At 67.3% G+C, this 15302-nt stretch carries 13 protein-coding genes; 8 read left to right on the forward strand and 5 right to left on the reverse strand.

All coding sequences use genetic code 11. From position 1 onward, the window contains the following. Positions 1–9 precede the first annotated feature (9 nt). Positions 10–408, reverse strand: coding sequence for a c-type cytochrome (locus C1931_RS00905; protein ID WP_108755081.1), 399 nt, complete (start codon positions 406–408; stop codon positions 10–12). Between the two features lie 63 nt (positions 409–471). Beyond that, positions 472–2148: an electron transfer flavoprotein-ubiquinone oxidoreductase gene (locus C1931_RS00910; RefSeq protein WP_108755082.1), complete on the reverse strand. Its 1677-nt coding sequence runs from the start codon at positions 2146–2148 to the stop codon at positions 472–474. A gap of 315 nt (positions 2149–2463) precedes the next feature. On the opposite strand from C1931_RS00910, the gene C1931_RS00915 reads away from it, so the two are divergent. Beyond that, on the forward strand, positions 2464–3627 hold the full coding sequence (locus tag C1931_RS00915) for an acyl-CoA dehydrogenase family protein (RefSeq protein WP_108755083.1): 1164 nt from the start codon (positions 2464–2466) through the stop codon (positions 3625–3627). A 155-nt stretch (positions 3628–3782) separates the two neighbouring features. Here C1931_RS00915 and C1931_RS00920 read toward each other — a convergent pair whose 3' ends face one another. Both C1931_RS00920 and C1931_RS00925 read right to left on the reverse strand, forming a co-directional pair. Further along, positions 3783–4262, reverse strand: coding sequence for a tRNA (cytidine(34)-2'-O)-methyltransferase (locus C1931_RS00920; RefSeq protein ID WP_108755084.1), 480 nt, complete (start codon positions 4260–4262; stop codon positions 3783–3785). 69 nt (positions 4263–4331) lie between these two features. Beyond that, on the reverse strand, positions 4332–4808 hold the full coding sequence (locus C1931_RS00925; protein ID WP_108751812.1) for a hypothetical protein: 477 nt from the start codon (positions 4806–4808) through the stop codon (positions 4332–4334). 394 nt (positions 4809–5202) lie between these two features. Here C1931_RS00925 and C1931_RS00930 point away from each other — a divergent pair, with 394 nt between their 5' ends. From C1931_RS00930 to C1931_RS00950, 5 genes are all read left to right on the forward strand, one after another. Then, positions 5203–8052: a pitrilysin family protein gene (locus C1931_RS00930; RefSeq protein ID WP_108757609.1), complete on the forward strand. Its 2850-nt coding sequence runs from the start codon at positions 5203–5205 to the stop codon at positions 8050–8052. Between the two features lie 115 nt (positions 8053–8167). Continuing rightward, on the forward strand, positions 8168–8485 hold the full coding sequence (locus C1931_RS00935) for a DUF4156 domain-containing protein (RefSeq protein ID WP_108755085.1): 318 nt from the start codon (positions 8168–8170) through the stop codon (positions 8483–8485). A 102-nt stretch (positions 8486–8587) separates the two neighbouring features. Further along, complete coding sequence (locus C1931_RS00940; RefSeq protein WP_108748081.1) at positions 8588–9604, forward strand: 3-oxoacyl-ACP synthase III; 1017 nt, start codon at positions 8588–8590, stop codon at positions 9602–9604. 230 nt (positions 9605–9834) lie between these two features. Next, positions 9835–10884: a Fic family protein gene (locus C1931_RS00945; RefSeq protein ID WP_312252655.1), complete on the forward strand. Its 1050-nt coding sequence runs from the start codon at positions 9835–9837 to the stop codon at positions 10882–10884. Positions 10885–10909: 25 nt separating this feature from the next. Continuing rightward, positions 10910–11797 carry an alpha/beta fold hydrolase gene (locus C1931_RS00950; protein ID WP_108755087.1) on the forward strand — a complete coding sequence of 296 codons (888 nt, stop codon included), beginning with the start codon at positions 10910–10912 and terminating at the stop codon, positions 11795–11797. Between the two features lie 344 nt (positions 11798–12141). On the opposite strand, the gene C1931_RS00955 is transcribed toward C1931_RS00950, so the two are convergent. Beyond that, the gene (locus C1931_RS00955) at positions 12142–12513 is read right to left on the reverse strand and encodes a YkgJ family cysteine cluster protein (RefSeq protein ID WP_108755088.1); all 372 of its coding nucleotides are present in this window, start codon (positions 12511–12513) and stop codon (positions 12142–12144) included. Positions 12514–12616: 103 nt separating this feature from the next. On the opposite strand from C1931_RS00955, the gene oleC reads away from it, so the two are divergent. Beyond that, complete coding sequence (oleC, locus tag C1931_RS00960; protein WP_108755089.1) at positions 12617–14275, forward strand: olefin beta-lactone synthetase; 1659 nt, start codon at positions 12617–12619, stop codon at positions 14273–14275. Beyond that, positions 14272–15258 (forward strand): 2-alkyl-3-oxoalkanoate reductase, encoded by a 987-nt coding sequence (oleD, locus tag C1931_RS00965; protein WP_108755090.1) that lies wholly within the window; start codon positions 14272–14274, stop codon positions 15256–15258. The genes oleC and oleD overlap by 4 nt, the downstream gene beginning before the upstream one ends. Positions 15259–15302 lie beyond the last annotated feature (44 nt).

Here is a 15302-nt window from a genome sequence, read left to right on the forward strand (position 1 = left end):
GCTGTGCACCTACTGGGCATGCTCCTGCAGGTAGGCGATCACCAGGGCGCGCCGTTCCGGGCTGGGGAACGCGTTGTACATGCGCGTGCCGGGCACCATGTGGCTGGGTGACTGCAGGAAGGTGTCCAGGGTCTGCGCGCTCCACACGAAATCGGCGCGGCGCATGGCGTCGGAATAGCCGTAGTCGGGCAGGCTGCCGGCACGTCGGCCGAGCACCCCGTGCAGGTTGGGACCGAAGCGATGGATGCCGCCTGCCTTCACCGTGTGGCAGCCGGCGCACAGTTCAAACGCGCGCTGCATCGCCTGCTGGCGCGCCTGTTCGGGGCTGGCCGGTGCGGCTGGCGGGCGCTGGCAGGCGGTGGCCGCCAGGGCCACGGCGAATACAACAGGTAGAGCGAGCGCGCGCATGGGCCGGCAGCATACCGGCCCGAGCGTGGACGCGGGCTGCGACACGCCGTCGCAGCCCGGGCCTTACATGCCCGAGTAGTTGGGGCCGCCACCGCCCTGCGGAGTCACCCAGACGATGTTCTGGGTCGGGTCCTTGATGTCGCAGGTCTTGCAGTGCACGCAGTTCTGCGCGTTGATCTGCAGCCGCGCATTGTCGGCTTCGCCAACGAACTCGTACACACCGGCCGGGCAGTAACGCGCTTCCGGGCCGGCGTATTCGGCCAGGTTCACCTTCACCGGAATGCTGGCGTCCTTCAGGGTCAGGTGGCTGGGCTGGTTTTCGTCGTGGTTGGTGCTGCTCAGGAACACCGAGCTGAGACGGTCGAAGGTGAGCACGCCGTCGGGCTTGGGATAGGCGATGCGGGTGTGCTTGGACGCCGGTTCCAGGCAGGCATGGTCCGGGGTGCTGTGGCGCAGGGTCCACGGCGGGTTGCGCACGCCCAGCTTGGGCAGCAGCCACTGTTCCACGCCGGTCATCAGGGTGGCCACGGTCTGGCCCTTCTTGAACCACTGCTTGAAGTTCTTGGCCTGCTGCAGTTCGGTGAACAGCCAGCTGGCTTCGAACGCCTGCGGGTAGGCGCTCAGTTCGTCGTGCTGGCGGTCGGCTACCAGCGCATCGAAGGCGGCGTCGGCGCACAGCATGCCGGTCTTGATGGCCGCGTGGCTGCCCTTGATGCGGCTGACGTTGAGGTAGCCGGCCTCGCAGCCGACCAGCGCGCCGCCGGGGAACACCGTCTTCGGCAGCGACATCAGGCCACCGGCGGTAATGGCGCGCGCGCCGTAGCCGATGCGGGTGCCGCCTTCCAGGTGCTTGCGGATCTGCGGGTGGGTCTTGAAGCGCTGGAACTCTTCGAACGGGCTCAGCCACGGGTTCTTGTAATCCAGGCCCACCACGTAGCCCACCGCCACCTTGCCGCCGTCGGCGTGGTACAGGAAGGCGCCGCCATAGGTGTCGTTGTCCAGCGGCCAGCCGGCGGCGTGCACCACCAGGCCCGGCTCGTGCTTGGCCGGGTCGATCTGCCACAGTTCCTTGATTCCGATGCCGTAGGCCTGCGGGTCCTTGCCTTCATCCAGCGTGTAACGGGCGATCAGCTGGCGGCCGAGGTGGCCGCGCGCACCTTCGCCGAAGATCGTGTACTTGGCATGCAGGGCCATGCCGCGCTCGAAGGCCGGACCGATGCTGCCGTCCTTTTCGATGCCCATGTCGCCGGTAGCCACGCCGATCACTTCACCGTTGTCGCCGTACAGCACTTCGGCAGCGGCGAAGCCGGGGAAGATCGCCACTTCCAGCGCCTCGGCCTGCTGTGCCAGCCAGCGGGTCACTTCGCCCAGGCTGATGATGTAGTTGCCTTCGTTGTGGAAGCATTCGGGCAGCAGCGCGTTGGGCGTGCTGCGCGAACCGGTCTCGCTGAGGAACAGGAATTCATCGCGGGTGACCTTCTGCTTCAGCGGTGCGCCGCGTTCGGCCCAGTCCGGGAACAGTTCGGTCAGTGCCCGCGGGTCCATCACCGCACCGGACAGCACATGCGCGCCGGGCTCGGAGCCCTTTTCCAGCACGCACACCGACAGTTCACGGCCGGCTTCGATCGCGCGCTGGCGCAGGCGGATGGCGGTGGCCAGGCCGGCAGGACCGGCGCCGACGATCACCACGTCGAATTCCATTACTTCACGCGGGGGCAGGGCGTTGGCTTCAGCGCTCATCGAATGCATGACTCGTGGGTAGTGCCGGCATCGGGGCCACCGGCGGTGCCTGGGAATCGCGCGTGCTGCCACGTGCGAAACGCTTGTTTGAATGTGTCAGGGTACCGGGCCGCGCGTGATCGAGCTAGATCGGCGCTGTTCACACCGCGTTTGCTGCAATGCAGCGAAATGCGCGTGGCCGGGTAGGTGCCAACCTTGGTTGGCACATTGTTTCACCGCGCGGACCCGCATCCGTGTGGACCAAGGTCCACACCTACCAGACGCGATGCGTGCGGATGACCGACAATGGCCCGGTCCTGACTGCGCGTGAGTGCCATGGCTTTGCATCCGTACGATCTGTTCGATGTCCGTTCCCTGCTCAGCGAGGAAGAACGCGCGGTGCAGGACAGCGTGGCCCGCTTCACCAACGAACGGGTGCTGCCCATCGTCGGCGATGCGTTCGACCAGGCGCGCTTTCCCGACGAACTGGTGCCGGAGATCGCCGCACTGGGCCTGCTGGGCGCGACGCTGCCGTCCGAATACGGCGGCGGCGACCTGGGCGCGGTCAGCTACGGCCTGATCTGCCAGGAGCTGGAACGCGGCGATTCGGGCCTGCGCAGTTTCGTTTCCGTGCAGAGCTCGCTGTGCATGTACCCCATCTACGCCTACGGCAGCGAGGAACAGCGGCGGCAGTGGTTGCCGGCGATGGCCCGTGGCGAGCTGATCGGCTGCTTCGGCCTGACCGAAGCGCATGGTGGTTCGGACCCGGCCGCGATGAAGACCCGCGCGGTACGCGACGGCAGCGACTGGCGCATCAGCGGCAGCAAGATGTGGATCACCAGCGGCCCGGTGGCCGACCTGGCCATTGTCTGGGCGCAGACCGAAGACGGCATCCAGGGCTTCGTGCTGGAAAAGGGCATGGCCGGTTTCACCAGCCAGGAGATCAAGCACAAGATGAGCCTGCGCGCCTCGCTGACCGGTGCGCTGTACTTCGACGACGTGCGCGTGCCCGACAGCCACCGCCTGCCCAACGTGAAGGGGCTGAAGGGGCCGCTGGGCTGCCTGACCCAGGCCCGCTTCGGCATCAGCTGGGGCCCGATCGGTTCGGCCATTGCCTGCCTGGACGAAGCGCTGGGCTATGCCAAGGAGCGGGTGCTGTTCGGCCGCCCGCTGGCGGCCACCCAGAGCGCGCAGATCAAGCTGGCCGAAATGGCGCGGCGCATCACCACCGCGCAGCTGCTGGCCCTGCAGCTGGGGCGCCTGAAGGAAGCTGGCCAGCTGAAGCCGCAGCAGGTCAGCCTGGCCAAGTGGAACAACTGCCGCATGGCGATTGATATCGCCCGCGAATGCCGCGACCTGCTGGGCGGGGCCGGCATCACCACCGAACACGTGGCGATCCGCCATGCGCTGAACCTGGAATCGGTGATTACCTATGAAGGCACCGAGACCGTGCACCAGCTGGTGATTGGCCGCGAGCTGACCGGTATCAACGCGTTCTGACCGTCATCCACGCATGGCGTGGATCTACCGGGTAGGTGCCGACCTTGGTGGTAGGTGCCAACCTTGGTTGGCACAGACCCTCCGCGCGCGACCGGGCATTGGTGCGGACCAAGGTCCGCACCCACCAGGGGCGGGCCGCACCTACCCAAGGCGCATCATGCGCCGCCGGCAAACCCGTGCTGGCGCCAGGCTTCGTACATCAGTACGGCCACGGTGTTGGACAGGTTGAGGCTGCGGTTGCCCGGCTGCATCGGCAGGCGCAGGCGCTGGCCGTCGGGCAGGGCGTCGAGCAGATCCTGCGGCAGGCCACGGCTTTCCGGGCCGAACAGGAATGCATCGCCGTCTTCAAAGGCCACGCTGTCGTAGCGCACGCTGGCCCGGGTACTGAGTGCGAACAGCCGCTTCGGCGCGATGCGCGCCAGCGCGGTGTCCAGGTCGGGGTGCACCTGCAGGCGCGAATACTCGTGGTAGTCCAGCCCGGCGCGCTTGAGCTGCTTGTCTTCCAGTGCGAACCCGAGCGGTTCGACCAGGTGCAGCTGCGCGCCGGTGTTGGCACAGAGCCGGATCACGTTGCCCGTGTTGGGCGGGATTTCCGGTTGGAACAGGATCACGTGGAACTGGGGCGCGGCATTCATCGGTGCAGTGTACCTGCCACCGCTGCCGCCTCTACGGCGCACGCCCTGCGCGGGGCAGGGCGGCACCGGTTACGGGCGCAGCAGCACCTGTGCGGTTTCGCTGGCCAGGGCCTGCAGATCGGCGGCGCTGGGGCGAACCTGCAGGGTCGGCAGGTTGGTGATCACCTGGTTGGCCACCGAGGTGGCAGCGGCAGCCAGGGTGGCGGCGTAGCGCTGTGCTTCCTGTTCGGCGGCCAGGGCGACGCGCTGTTCCAGGCTGGGGCGCACTTCGACGGCGGCCAGGGTGGTGATCGGCATTGCAGCGGCGACCGGGGCAGCCACGTAGCCGTTGCGTTCGGCCAGCTGGTCAGCACTCGGGCGCACCTGCACTGCTGCCAGCGTGGGGATGCCGCTGGCCTGTTCCCAGGCCTGCTGGGCCAGCTGGTCGGCGGCCGGGCGCACCTGCACGGTGTCCAGGGTCTTGATGGATTCGGAGGCCTGCACCGACGAAACAACCGCGGTGCCGGCGATCAGGGCGATGGCGATGGCAATGGTCTTGGCGTTCATGACGGGGCCTGTTTAGTGTTGTTGAGCGGTGGTGTGGTAGTAAGGTAGTACACCAATTCTGGGCATGCAAGAGAAATTTTCGATTTTCTCTATTTGTTCAGCGTTCAGTCAGTTTCGATCTGAAGCCCTTCCTGGCGCAGGAACTACACAGCAATCGCCGTGCCAACTTTCAAGCGTTGATTTCAAAGGATTTTTTGCGGTCTTCGGAGTGTCCGCGGGGCGGACACCTGTCCGTTCGGCAGGCCGTGGACACTGTCCGGACGCGCTGGCGCGACTTACGTGACCGCTATGGCGGGGCGGTCTGGCGCCCCCAGGGCAGTGACTGCTGGCCGATACCGGGCGGGCGGGACACACGCTAGGATCGGCATTCACCAACGTGACCAAGGATCTGGAAATGTCTTTCGCCCTGCGCCCGCGCACCGCGCTGCTCGCCGTTGCCCTCAGCACCGCCCTCGGCACGCTTGCGCCGACCACCGCCCTGGCGGCCAAGCCGGCCGCGCCGGCCAAGGTGGACATTCCCTTCGAGCAGTTCACCCTGCCCAACGGCCTGCGCGTGATCGTGCACACCGACCGCAAGGCGCCGATCGTGGCGGTGAACGTCTGGTACCACGTGGGCAGCAAGGACGAGCCGGCCGGCCGTACCGGCTTCGCCCATCTGTTTGAACACCTGATGTTCCAGAGCAGCGAAAACCACGACGGCGAATACTTCGAGCCGTTCAAGCAGGTCGGTGCCACCGGCCAGAACGGCACCACCAATACCGACCGCACCAACTACTTCGAGAACGTGCCGACCACCGCGCTGGACATGGCGCTGTGGATGGAATCGGACCGCATGGGCCACCTGGTGGGGGCGATCGACCAGGCCGCGCTGGACGAACAGCGCGGCGTGGTACAGAACGAGAAGCGCCAGGGCGAAAACCAGCCCTATGGCCAGGTCTGGGAAAAGCTGAACCGCGCGCTGTATCCGGCCGGCCACCCGTACCACCACAGCGTGATCGGGTCGATGAACGACCTCAACGCGGCCTCGCTGGATGACGTGAAGACCTGGTTCCGCACCTGGTACGGCCCGAACAATGCGGTGCTGGTGCTGGCCGGTGACATCGACCTGGCCACCGCCAAGGAAAAGGTGGCGCGCTACTTCGGCAGCATCCCGGCCGGCCCGACCATGCCGCAGCCGAAGGTGGACGTGGCCAAGCGCGATGCCGACACCCGCGAAGTGATGACCGACAAGGTGCCGCAGGCGCGCATCTACCGCGCGTGGAACGTGGCCCAGGTCGGCACGGCCGACATCGACCAGCTGCAGCTGCTGGCCGAAGTGCTGGGTGGTGCCAAGTCCTCGCGCCTGAGCCAGCGCCTGCAGCATCAGGACAAGCTGGTGGACAACATCAGCGCCGGCGCCTACGCCTCGCAGCTGGGGTCCAACTTCATGGTGATGGCCACGGTGAAGAAGGGCCAGGACCCGTCCCGCATCGAGAAGATCATCGACGAAGAAATCGAGCGCCTGCTGAAGGACGGTCCGACTGCCGATGAACTGGCACGCGCCAAGACCGGCTTCCGCGCCGGCTTCATCCGTGGCATCGAGCGCATTGGCGGCTTCGGCGGCAAGGCCGATGCGCTGGCCGAATGCGCGGTCTACACCGGCGACCCGGGCTGCTTCCGCACCTCGCTGGCCAACATCGACAAGGCCACGGCCGCCGATCTGAAGCGCCTGGGCGCACAGTGGCTGGACAAGGGCAGCCACACCCTGGTGGTGGAACCGGGTGAGCGCGTGGCGCTGAAGGAAGAAGCCTCGGCCACGCCCAAGCCGTTCAACGTGCCGGCCGTGGACAGCAAGTACAGCACCCTGCCCGAGCAGGTGGACCGCAAGGCCGGCGTGCCGCAGACCCGCGAGTTCCCGCAGTTGAAGTTCCCGGCCCTGCAGCGCGCCACCCTGAAGAACGGCACCCAGGTGGTGCTGGCCGAGCGCCACGAGATTCCGGTGGTGCAGTTCAGCTATCAGTTCCCGGGCGGCTTCACCGCCGACCAGGGGCGCAAGCCGGGCACGGCCAACTTCACCATGAGCCTGATGACCGAAGGCGCCGGCAAGCTGGGCTCGCTGGCCTTCGCCGATGCCGCCGATGCGCTGGGCGCCAGCCTGGATGCCTCGGCCGGGCTGGATTCGGTGGATGTTGAACTGTCGGCACTGAAGGAAAACCTGGTGCCGTCGCTGGCGCTGTACGCCAGCCTGCTGCGCGAACCGCGCTTCGAACAGGGCGAGATCGACCGCGTAAAGGCTTCGTGGATCGCCGGCATCCAGCAGGAAAAGGTCAACCCCAATGCAGTGGCCATGCGCGTGCTGCCGCCGCTGCTGTACGGCAAGGGCCACCCGTATGCGATTCCGTTCACCGGCAGCGGTGACGAAGCGGCCATCGCCAGCCTGGGGCGCGAAGACCTGGTCGATTTCCACCGCGACTGGCTGCGCCCGCAGGACGGCACCCTGATCGTGGTGGGCGACACCACCCTGGCCGAGATCGTGCCGCTGCTGGACAAGCAGCTGGGCGACTGGAAGGCCAGCGGCGATGCGCCCACGGTCAAGGCCACCACTGCCGTTGCCGTGCCCAGCGCACCGCGCGTGTTCCTGATCGACCAGCCGGGTGCGGTGCAGGCCAACCTGTTCGCCGGCCAGGTGGTTCCGCCGTCCAGTGATGCCGGCTCGACCCGCTTCGACATTGCCAACGGCGTGATCGGTGGCGACTTCACCTCGCGCCTGAACATGAACCTGCGCGAGGACAAGCACTGGTCCTACGGTGCCCGCACCATGGCCAGCAACACCGTGGGCCAGCGCCCGTGGATGGCAATGGCGCCGGTGCAGATCGACAAGACCGGCCCGGCGCTGGCGGAAATGCGCAAGGAGATCGCCGGCTTCGCCGATGGCAGCAAGCCGGCCACCGAGGCAGAGGTCAACCGCATCCGCAACATCCAGACCCTGAGCCTGCCGGGCGCGTATGAAACCGCGGCGGCCGTGGCCTCGACCATCGGCAACATCGTGCAGTTCAAGCGCCCCGACGACTACGTGCTGCGCCGCAAGGCCGAGATCGAAGCGATGACCCCGGCGCAGGTGCAGCAGGCGGCGGCCGAGATCAAGCCGCAGGCGCTGACCTGGGTGGTGGTGGGTGACCTGAAGCAGACCGAAGCCGCGGTGCGCGCGCTGAACCTGGGCGAGGTGACCGTGGTCGATGCCGACGGCAACCCGGTGAAGAAATAAGGCAAGACCCGGCCAGGGGTCGGATCCCTCTGTCGGGGGATCTGACCCCATCCCCGGCTACCCCCGATTCAGGCTGTTCAGGCAGAATCGCCCCATACCCTTCCAGGATCTGCCCATGCGCGTTCTGCTGCTTTCTTCCCTGCTGCTCACCGTCACCGCCTGCACCTGGGTGCCGATCGAACCGGCCGGCAAGGCGACCCGCGTGCTGCCGGCAGGCCCGGTTCCGGCCGGCTGCATCACCAAGGGTGAGGTAGTTGTAACGGTCAAGAGCAAGGTCGGCTTCTACAACCGCAACCCGCTGCGGGTGCAGGAAGAGCTGGGAACCCTGGCCCGCAACGAGGCCCCCAGTGCCGGCGCCAACGCCGTGCAGGCCGCCGCCGCCCCGGCCGATGGCAGCCAGCGCTTCGCCGCGTTCCAGTGCCCGCCACGCTGAATCCTTCACCATACGGGGAAGGCTGAATTCGTAAAGATGCGGTGAAGGCGCGGGGGTTATAGAATAGCGCCCCCTTTTGCCTGAGCCTTGGCGCTAACCTCGATGCTCTTCAAGAATGTCTCGATCGCCGGCCTCGCACACGTCGACGCGCCGCATACGTTGACGACCAAGGAAATCAACGACCGCCTGCAGCCGACCCTGGACCGCCTGGGTATCCGCACCGACGTGCTGGGGGATATCGCCGGCATCCACGCCCGCCGCCTGTGGGACACCGGCGTGCTGGCCTCGGACGCGGCCACCATGGCCGGCCGCAAGGCGCTGGAAGATGCCGGCATCACCGCCGGCCAGGTCGGCCTGCTGGTCAACACCTCGGTCAGCCGCGACTACCTGGAGCCGTCCACGGCCTCCATCGTGTCGGGCAACCTGGGCGTCAGCGACGAATGCATGACCTTCGATGTGGCCAATGCGTGTCTGGCCTTCATCAACGGCATGGATATCGCTGCCCGCATGCTCGAGCGCGGTGACATCGACTACGCCCTGGTGGTCGATGGCGAAACCGCCAACCTGGTCTACGAAAAGACCCTGGAGCGGATGACCGCCCCGGACGTCACAGCCGACGATTTCCGCAACGAACTGGCGGCCCTGACCACCGGTTCGGGTGCCGCGGCCATGGTGATGGCGCGCTCGGAACTGGTTCCGGACGCCCCGCGCTACAAGGGTGGCGTCACCCGCTCGGCCACCGAGTGGAACCAACTGTGCCTGGGCAACCTGGACCGCATGGTGACCGACACCCGCCTGCTGCTGATCGAAGGCATCAAGCTGGCGCAGAAGACCTTCGCCGCCGCCAAGATCGCCCTGGGCTGGGCCGTGGAGGAACTGGACCAGTTCGTCATCCACCAGGTCAGCCAGCCGCACACCGCCGCGTTCATCAAGAACTTCGGCATCGACCCGAAGAAGGTGATGACCATCTTCGGCGAGCACGGCAACATCGGCCCGGCCTCGGTGCCGATCGTGCTGAGCAAGCTCAAGCAGCTGGGCAAGCTGAAGAAGGGCGATCGCATCGCGCTTCTGGGCATCGGCTCGGGCCTGAACTGCTCGATGGCCGAAGTGGTCTGGTAAGACCGCCTGGCCTGTCGCCTGACGGGTCTGGCCTGGGATCGCGCCGCAATGGCGCGATCCGGGCGACGTGAACGTGCGGCCGGAGGCGTTCATGTACGAATTTTCTTACTTTTTCGACATGTGGGCGGCATCATGTCGGTTCCATCGACATGAGCGGCTGTATGGATGCCCAGACGCCCTATAACGACCTGCCGCCGCTGCCTCCTGTTGCCGAGCTCGAAACCCGGCCGTTGCTGAAGGCCTGCATCGAAGCACACAAGGCGCTGGCTTCGCTGCGCCAGGCCACCGGCCATCTGCCCAACCCGGCAGTGCTGATCAACACCATCCCACTGCTTGAAGCGCAGGCCAGTTCGGAAATCGAGAACATCGTCACCAGCACTGACGAACTGTTCCGGTTCGCCGACCAGCAACACGGCGCCGACCCAGCCACCCGCGAAGCGTTGCGCTATCGCAGTGCGTTGCAGGAAGGGTTCCAGTCATTGGTGGAACGGCCGCTCTGCACCGACACCGCCGAACGTGTCTGCAGCCGCATCAAAGATGCGCAGATGCAGGTACGGCGCGTACCGGGCACGGCGCTGGTCAACCAGCAGACCGCCGAAGTGATCTATACGCCGCCTGCCGGCGAGGCCCTGCTGCGCGAAAAGCTGGCCAACTGGGAACGCTTCATCCACGACGAACGGGACATCGATCCGCTCATCCGCATGGCCGTGGCGCACTACCAGTTCGAGGCGATCCATCCGTTCACCGATGGCAACGGCCGAACCGGGCGCGTGCTGAACCTGCTGATGCTGGTGGAACAGAATCTTCTCGATCTGCCGGTGCTCTACCTGTCGCGCTACATCATCGAACGCAAGGCGGCCTATTACCGGCTGCTGCTGGCGGTTACCCGCGACGGGGATTGGGCGGCCTGGATCGCCTACATGCTGGATGCGGTGGCCGACACCGCTCGCTGGACCGGCGCGAAGATCGATGCCATCCGCCAGCTGCACGAGCAGGCCTGCGAGTGGGTGCGCATCCAGCGGCCCAAGATCTACAGCCGCGAGCTGATCGACGTACTGTTCAGCCAACCCTACTGCCGTATCCAGAACCTGGTGGATGCCGGCATTGCCCGCCGCGAGACGGCAGCGCGCTACCTGCGTGAGCTGGTGGACGTGGGCATGCTGCAGGAACAACGCATGGGCAAGGAAAAGCTGTTCCTGCACCCTGCCTACCTGCGCCTGCTGTCCGACAATTCGCATACCCCGCAACGCTACGTACTGCCGCCTGCGCGCGAGCAGTGATGTTCACCTACTGAAGAACTGGCCCATGAATCTTCCCGGTTACCCCGCCCACCCGCAGCGTTTCGAGGTTCGCCCCGGTCTGTCGATGAACTATCTCGACGAGGGCCCGCGCGATGGCGAGGTGGTGGTGATGGTGCACGGCAACCCGTCGTGGAGCTATTACTGGCGCACGCTGGTGGCCGGCCTGTCGGACAGGTACCGCTGCATCGTGCCCGACCATATCGGCATGGGCCTGTCGGACAAGCCCGATGACAGCCGCTACGCGTACACCCTGCAGTCGCGCGTGGACGACCTGGATGCGCTGCTGAAGCACCTGGGCATCACCGGCCCGGTGACTCTGGCCGTGCACGACTGGGGCGGCATGATCGGCTTCGGCTGGGCGCTGTCGCACCACGATCAGGTGAAGCGCCTGGTGGTGCTCAACACCGCGGCCTTCCCGCTGCCGGCGGCGAAGAAGATGCCGTGGCAGATTGCGCTGGGCCGGCACTGGAAGATCGGTGAGTGGATCATCCGCACCTTCAATGCGTTCTCGTCCGGTGCCTCGTGGCTGGGCGTGGAGCGGAAGATGCCGGCCGATGTGCGCCGCGCCTACGTGGCGCCGTACAACAGCTACGCCAACCGCATCAGCACCATCCGTTTCATGCAGGACATTCCGCTGTCGCCGGCCGACAAGGGCTGGTCGTTGCTGGAACGCGCCGGCCAGGCGCTGCCGTCCTTCGCCGACCGCCCGGCCTTCATCGGCTGGGGCCTGCGCGACATCGTGTTCGACCACCACTTCCTGAAGGGCTTCCAGGCCGCGCTGCCGGCCGCCCAGGTGCATGCCTTCGAAGATGCCAACCACTACGTGCTGGAAGACAAGCACGAAGTGCTGGTGCCGGAGATCCGCGCCTTCCTGGACGCCAACCCGATCTGATCGGTGTGCGGGGTCGGATCCCTCTCGCAGAGAGGGCTCTGACCCCCTCTGCGCGACACGGGGTCAGAGCCGTTTCTTCGAAACGGATCCGACCCGTGGCCTCAGGCCGCGATCGGGCTGCCTCGGTGTGCGGGGTCGGATCCCTCTCGCAGAGAGGGCTCTGACCCCCTTGCGCGACACGGGGTCAGAGCCGTTTCTTCGAAACGGATCCGACCCCTGGCCTCAGGCCGCGATCGGGCTATTTCGGTGTGCGGGGTCGGATCCCTCTCGCAGAGAGGGCTCTGACCCCCTCTGCGCGACACGGGGTCAGAGCCGTTTCTTCGAAACGGATCCGACCCCTGGCCTCAGGCCGCGATCGGGCTGCCGTCGCTGCCTTCCCAGTCCGCCGGGGTCAGCGGGGCCAGGCCATAGGCAAGGCGCGCCTTGTCGCACTGCGGGCTGGCCTTGCCGTATTCCCACGAGGCATCGACCTCGCGGCACACGCTGGGCCGGTTGGGGTGGATGGTGCAGCGTGAATACACGCCGATCTGCGCATCCAGGGCCACGCAGCGCACCGGCTTGGAATGGGTGCCGCGCATGCACAGGCGGTGCGGGTCCAGCGTTTCGGTCAGCTGGTGCGGTACCCCGCCGGGGGTGACCTCGTCCGATTCCATCCAGTGAAAGGCCACGCGGTACTGGGTGCAGCAGGCGCCGCAGGTCATGCAGGGATGTTGCATGGTCAAGCCGCCTCGGGCGGCAGTGGAATGGGTGACGAGGCTGCGGATTTTCCACGAAGTCGGCCGCCGCGCAAGAAATTCCGTAAGCGGCGACAATGAACGGATGAACCGACCCTGCAATATTGCCGCGCGGCTGCCGGAACTGGCCCGTGAACGCCCCGACCAGATCGCCATCCGCTGCCCCGGCCGCCGCGGCGCCGGCAACGGCATGGCCGCCTATGATGTGACCCTGGACTACCGCCAGCTGGACGCCCGCAGCGATGCCATGGCGGCCGGCCTGGCCGGCTACGGCATCGGCCGCGGCGTGCGCACGGTGGTGATGGTGCGGCCTTCGCCGGAGTTCTTCCTGCTGATGTTCGCCCTGTTCAAGCTGGGCGCGGTGCCGGTGCTGGTCGATCCGGGCATCGACAAGCGCGCGCTGAAGCAGTGCCTGGACGAAGCGCAGCCGGAGGCCTTCATCGGCATTCCCCTGGCCCACGTGGCCCGTCTGGCGCTGCGCTGGGCACCGTCGGCCACCCGTCTGGTGACCGTGGGCCAGCGCCTGGGCTGGGGCGGCACCACCCTGGCCGCGCTGGAGCGCGCCGGCGCCGCCAGCGGCCCGATGCTGGCCGCCACCGACGGCGAGGACATGGCCGCGATCCTGTTCACCAGCGGCTCCACCGGCGTGCCCAAGGGCGTGGTCTACCGCCATCGCCACTTCGTCGGCCAGATCGAACTGCTGGGCAACGCCTTCGGCATGGAAGCGGGCGGGGTGGACCTGCCGACCTTCCCGCCGTTCGCGCTGTTCGACCCGGCGCTGGGGCTGACCTCGGTCATACCGGACATGGACCCGACCCGGCCGGCGCAGGCCGACCCGGCGCGGCTGCACGATGCCATCCAGCGTTTCGGCGTGACCCAGCTGTTTGGTTCGCCGGCATTGATGCGCGTGTTGGCCCGCCATGGCCGGCCGCTGCCGTCGGTCACCCGGGTCACCTCGGCCGGCGCCCCGGTGCCGCCGGACGTGGTGGCCACCATCCGTCGCCTGCTGCCGGGCGATGCGCAGTTCTGGACGCCCTATGGCGCCACCGAGTGCCTGCCGGTGGCCGTGGTGGAAGGCCGTGAACTGGAACGTACGCGTGCCGCCACCGAGGCCGGCGCCGGCACCTGCGTGGGCAGCGTGGTGGCGCCCAACGAAGTGCGCATCATCGCCATCGATGACGCCCCGCTGCCCGACTGGTCGCAGGTGCGCGTGCTGGGCGTGGGCGAAGTGGGCGAGATCACCGTGGCCGGGCCGACCGCCACCGACAGCTACTTCAACCGCCCGCAGGCCACCGCCGCGGCGAAGATTGCCGAAACCCTGGCCGATGGCAGCAGCCGCATCGTGCACCGCATGGGCGATGTCGGTTACTTCGATGCGCAGGGCCGCCTTTGGTTCTGTGGGCGCAAGACCCACCGCGTGGAAACCGCGCGCGGGCCGCTGTACACCGAACAGGTGGAACCGGTGTTCAACACGCTGCCCGGCGTGGCCCGCACCGCACTGGTGGGCGTGGGCGCGGCCGGTGCGCAGGTGCCGGTGTTGTGCGTGGAGCTGCAACGCGGCACCCGCGATGGCGCGGCCCTGCAGGAGGCGCTGCGCGCCCATGCGGCCACGCACCTGCCCGCTGCCGGTGTGCAGCACTTCCTGGTCCATCCGGGCTTCCCGGTGGACATTCGACACAACGCCAAGATCGGCCGCGAAAAGCTGGCCGTCTGGGCCAGCGCTGCCTTGGAGAAGCGTGCATGAAGATCCTGGTTACCGGTGGTGGTGGCTTCCTTGGCCAGGCCCTGTGCCGCGGCCTGCTTGAGCGCGGCCACCAGGTGCTGGCGCTCAACCGTGGCCATTACCCGGCGCTGCAGGCGATGGGCGTGGGCCAGATCCGTGGCGACCTGGCCGATCCGCAGGCCGTGCTGCATGCGGTGGCCGGGGTGGACGCGGTCTTCCACAACGGCGCCAAGGCCGGCGCCTGGGGCAGCTATGACAGCTACCACCAGGCCAACGTGGTGGGCACCGACAACGTGATTGCCGCCTGCCGCGCGCACGGCGTCGGCCGCCTGGTCTATACCTCCACGCCCAGCGTGACCCATCGCGCCACCTACCCGGTGGAAGGGCTGGGCGCCGACGAAGTCCCGTACGGCGAGAATTTCCAGGCCCCGTACGCGGCGACCAAGGCGATTGCCGAGCAGCGCGTGCTGGCCGCCAACGATGCCAGCCTGGCCACCGTGGCGCTGCGCCCGCGCTTGATCTGGGGCCCGGGTGATCTGCAGCTGGTACCGCGGCTGGCCCAGCGTGCCCGCCAGGGCCGCCTGCGCCTGGTGGGCGATGGCAGCAACAAAGTCGACACCACCTACATCGACAACGCCGCGCTGGCGCACTTCCTGGCGTTCGACGCGCTGACCCCGGGTGCGGCCTGTGCCGGCAAGGCGTACTTCATTTCCAACGGCGAACCGCTGCCGATGCGCGAGCTGTTGAACAAGCTGCTGGCGGCGGTGAATGCCCCGGCCGTGGAGAAAACCCTCAGCTTCAAGACCGCCTACCGCATCGGCGCCGTCTGCGAGCGCCTGTGGCCGCTGCTGCGCCTGCCCGGCGAACCGCCGTTGACCCGGTTCCTGGCCGAACAGCTGTGCACGCCGCACTGGTACAGCATGGAACCGGCGCGCCGCGATTTCGGTTACGTGCCGCAAGTCAGCATCGAAGAAGGGCTGCGCCGCCTGCACGCGGCCTCGTGACGGCGGCATCACGGCGCTGAAGGCTTCATCGCGTGCAGAAGTGG

It is taken from the genome of Stenotrophomonas sp. YAU14A_MKIMI4_1 (genome assembly GCF_003086855.1).
In the GTDB taxonomy this organism is placed as follows: domain Bacteria; phylum Pseudomonadota; class Gammaproteobacteria; order Xanthomonadales; family Xanthomonadaceae; genus Stenotrophomonas.